This is a genomic window from Meiothermus cerbereus (assembly GCF_051297115.1).
GTDB classification, from domain to species: Bacteria; Deinococcota; Deinococci; order Deinococcales; family Thermaceae; genus Meiothermus; species Meiothermus cerbereus_A.
The window spans coordinates 1-3,508 of the sequence record NZ_JBEVAL010000128.1; the positions used below are offsets into that span (position 1 = coordinate 1).

At 63.4% G+C, this 3,508-nt stretch carries 4 protein-coding genes and 2 pseudogenes; 4 read left to right on the plus strand and 2 right to left on the minus strand.

Translation table 11 applies throughout. The features are described from left to right. Positions 1–32 precede the first annotated feature (32 nt). Complete coding sequence (locus ABWU19_RS14495; protein ID WP_435902363.1) at positions 33–182, plus strand: hypothetical protein; 150 nt, start codon at positions 33–35, stop codon at positions 180–182. Between the two features lie 331 nt (positions 183–513). Here ABWU19_RS14495 and ABWU19_RS14500 read toward each other — a convergent pair. Next, positions 514–1,551, minus strand: a pseudogene (locus ABWU19_RS14500) (recombinase family protein); the annotation flags it as partial. Beyond that, the gene (locus tag ABWU19_RS14505; RefSeq protein ID WP_435902361.1) at positions 1,548–2,252 is read right to left on the minus strand and encodes a helix-turn-helix domain-containing protein; all 705 of its coding nucleotides are present in this window, start codon (positions 2,250–2,252) and stop codon (positions 1,548–1,550) included. The pseudogene ABWU19_RS14500 and the gene ABWU19_RS14505, both read right to left, overlap by 4 nt. 62 nt (positions 2,253–2,314) lie before the next feature. On the opposite strand from ABWU19_RS14505, the gene ABWU19_RS14510 reads away from it, so the two are divergent. The 3 genes and pseudogenes from ABWU19_RS14510 to ABWU19_RS14520 form a co-directional block, all read left to right on the plus strand. Continuing rightward, positions 2,315–2,569 carry a helix-turn-helix domain-containing protein gene (locus ABWU19_RS14510; protein ID WP_119358798.1) on the plus strand — a complete coding sequence of 85 codons (255 nt, stop codon included), beginning with the start codon at positions 2,315–2,317 and terminating at the stop codon, positions 2,567–2,569. Positions 2,570–2,644: 75 nt separating this feature from the next. Continuing rightward, entirely contained in the window at positions 2,645–3,091 is a 447-nt protein-coding gene (locus tag ABWU19_RS14515) for a hypothetical protein (protein ID WP_435902362.1), read from the plus strand. Then, positions 3,054–3,508 (plus strand): annotated as a pseudogene (locus tag ABWU19_RS14520) (hypothetical protein); the annotation flags it as partial. The gene ABWU19_RS14515 and the pseudogene ABWU19_RS14520, both read left to right, overlap by 38 nt.

The following is a 3,508-nucleotide window of genomic DNA, read 5'->3' on the forward strand; positions in this document are numbered from 1 at the left end:
CCAGGGCCAGCTTCACCTATCCGGCGCGGTTTTTGCTCATTGCGGCCATGAACCCTTGCCCGTGTGAGGTGCAATCTGCCCAAACCTGTAACGCACCTCTATCTCAACCTCTCCCTCACCTGGCCTTACCGTCACCTTCTCCACCAGTTCCCTTGCTACCGCCTGCTTCTCGTGCGGGGTAAGGCGATCTATCCGGTCGCGTAGTCGGGCCGAGAGACTCTCCAGGGAGTGGAGGGCTTCCTTACGCTGACGCTCGGCGATGGAGCGCTCCCGCGCTGCCTCCAAGCTCGCCTGCACTTCTTGTATACGGGCTTCCAGATCCTCGATGCGGGCGTAGTAGGTCTGTTTATCTATACCTCCTTCAAGGAAGAGGTCTAGCAGACGTGCGCGGGCCTCGATGAGGGCCTGCAGGCGTTTTTCCAGCAAGGAGACCTCATTCCTTTCCGGGGATTCCTCATTCACAAAAGCCTGCAAAGCCTCACCAGGGTTCAGAAGGAAGGTGCGGATGTCCTGCCAGATGCTCTCCTCAAGCTCTGCCCGGCGCACATGAGGAGCGGTACAGCGCATGGAGGGGATGGGAGAAGCCTGACGGTTCACACGCCCCACACAGGCGTAATAGTCGCTTGAGCCCACATATGCCCGCCCGCAGACTCCGCAGCGAATGAGCCCTTTGAGCAGGTACACGCTGCGGGCGTTACGCGCGGCGAAAAGGGCGTTTCGGGCTAGCTGCTCCTGGGCAGCCTGGAAAAGCGCGGGTTCTACCAGGGGCGGTACCGCCACCGGCACCAGATCGGGCTGAGGCTTGCGGGTGCGCTTGCCGTAGGTGTACTCCCCGATATACGTGCGGTTCTTGAGGATGCGCAGCACCCCGCCTCCCCGCCAGACCCCGGCGGTGCGTCTCCCCCGCACCCCGCGCCCCTCACGCCGGTACTTGGGAGGTACGCCCAGGCGGTTGAGCTCCTGGGCAACCCGCTCGGTGCTCCAGCCCCGTTCAGCAACCCAGGTAAATATCTGCCGCACCACCGCTGCCTCCTCGGGCTGGGGCGTCAGGCGACCGTCCTCAACGGTGTAGCCGTAGGGCACGATACCTCCCAGATACCGACCGCTCTGTGCGGCTTTGCGAAGGCCCAGTCGGCTGCGTTCGGCGAAGGTGTCCCGCTCCCACTCGGCGAAGACCGCCATGATTCCCAGCACCGCCTTACCGATGGGGGTGGTGGTGTTGATATTCGGCTCGGAGTAGCTCATGAGGCCCACGCCACACTGCTCCAACCGCTCGATGAGGTCGTAGGCCAGACGCACCTTGCGGGCCAGCCGATCCAGCCGGTAGACCAGCACCACCGCAAAACGTCCCTCCTGTGCGTCCGCGAGCAGGCGGGTCAGGGCGGGGCGATCCTCCTGGGCTCCTGAGTAGCCAGGGTCGGTGTAGGTCGCCGCTACCTCATACCCCAGTACCTCGGCCCAGCGCGTGAGTACCTCCTTCTGAGCCTCGAGGGAGTAGCGCTCAACCTGCTCCTCGGTGGATACCCGGGTATATATAGCGCACTGCCTCATGGCTGGCGGAACTCCCCATGAACGATGCCCACCGGAACATACGCGGCCTTCCGGCCCGCAGGTGTCTGGAGTGAGCCGTCGGGCAGAAGCCAGAAGGTTGCCCCGGTGCCCCCGACCGGACGTACCAGACTGGCCTCGGAGGGGAGGCGGAAAATCAGGGGGCGGCGGATTTCCTCGACAAAGCCGAGCAGGGTAACGCCCCGCTCCAGAACCGCTCTGCGTTCGACCACCAGTACAGAGCCCTCGCTAAGCTGCAACTCCTCTGAGCGCAGCGCCTCCCGCTCCAGCAAGGCCAGAAAGAAGCTGGTGTAGCCCGGGCGGGTTGGAAGCAGGCAGGTGTCCAGGTAGCTTCTGCTGGGCGCTTCCTCCCCCACGCACGCGGGGGCCAGGGCAGGGTAGTAGGGTATGGCGACAACGCCAGGGGCAGAGGGTGCAAACTCTTCCGCTGTGCCCTCGCCGAGCAGCACTTCAATCGAGGGCAGGTGCAGGGTGCGCAGCAGAGCCTGTAAACGCCCCACGCTCATGTCGCGAATGTCGTGGGCTCCTCGCTCGAGCTTGGCAACAAGGGAAGGGGAAACTCCGGCGGCCAGGGCCAGGCCTTCGCGGGAATAACCCAGTTTCTCACGCCGGGCCTGCAGAAGTCGGGCCCACTGGGGCGTGTGGATTTCTGTGGGGGCTGTACGGAAACTTTTCTTAGGCATATACAGTAGTTTATTACATGTAATATATTGCTAGCAGGTTAGTAATATGTTACCATGCTGGCATGGGCCAACCCAACATCATCCGTCGGCTGCGGCTGCGTGCTGGTTTGAGCCAGGAGTCGCTGGCAATGGGAGCTGGTATTACGTTGTCGCTACTTACCAAGTACGAGCAAGGCAGGATACGGCGGCCCTCGCTGGTTTGCAGTCACAAGCTGGCGAGGGTGCTGGCGTCGCGGCTGGGCGTTAGCGAGGAGAGGCTGCTGTTACAGATCGCGGAGGGGTTCGAGTGCCACCTAGACCACGACGTGTCCGATTAGTGCGTCAGTACAGCGAAAACGGAGATTTCTCATCATTCGTCCGGCGAGCGCTGGAAATCGTGCTAGCGTCAGTAGATGACCAGGGTGCGCAGGGCGCACCACGACTTGATGCAAATGGAGAGAGATTTGTTCTTGCTTACACCCCGCCACAAGCGCCTGGCGGTGAGCCTCCCGGCGGGCAGAATCGCAGAGCTGCTGCGCTCTGCCCAGGAGATGCGGACGTTACTGCCGAACACGAAGCCCCTGCCGGAGATCGCCTTCGATCTGGAAGGGATGGGGATCACGGTACACCCGCTGTCCCTGCTCCCTGATCCACTCCAGGAAGTGCTGGAGATGGTCGGCAGGGCCCGCTTTGCCTGTCAAGCTTTGGGCATGGAAATGGGCGGGCGGCTCCTGGTGTCTGTGGGGCTGGCCTGGCTCGAGGTGCAGGTCTGGCGCGGAGAAAGCCTGGAGGTGCTCGTCCACGAGCTGGAGGAGGTGGAGAGTGAAGGACACCCTGACGCACTCCATCGAGAGGGTTGACTTGCCTGCACTGGTGTGCGAACTCTGGCCGGAGGCCGGGGCCAGGCCGGGGCGAGCCGGGGTCTGCCGGGCGGTGTGGCGAGGGGATACCCACCCCTCGCTTTCTTTGTTCAGGGCTCGTGGTATCTGGTTCTGGAAGGACCACGCCACCGGGGAGGGCGGCAACGCCTTCCACCTGTTGCTCCGGGCTGGAATGAGCAAGGAGACGGCAGCAGAAATCATCAAAAGCAGGGCCGAAGTGTCCCCGCCAGAGGCCCGATATTTCCGCCAGCGAAGTGTATCCATAGCGCCTTCCCCTTCCGTGGGCCTGACCCCACGTGAGCAGCGGGCCCTGGCAGCAGCCCAGCAGCGCCTCGATGAGGCGGCCATAGCGGGGCGGGGGATCACCCTCGAGCAGGCCCGGCGGGTGGGGTTGGG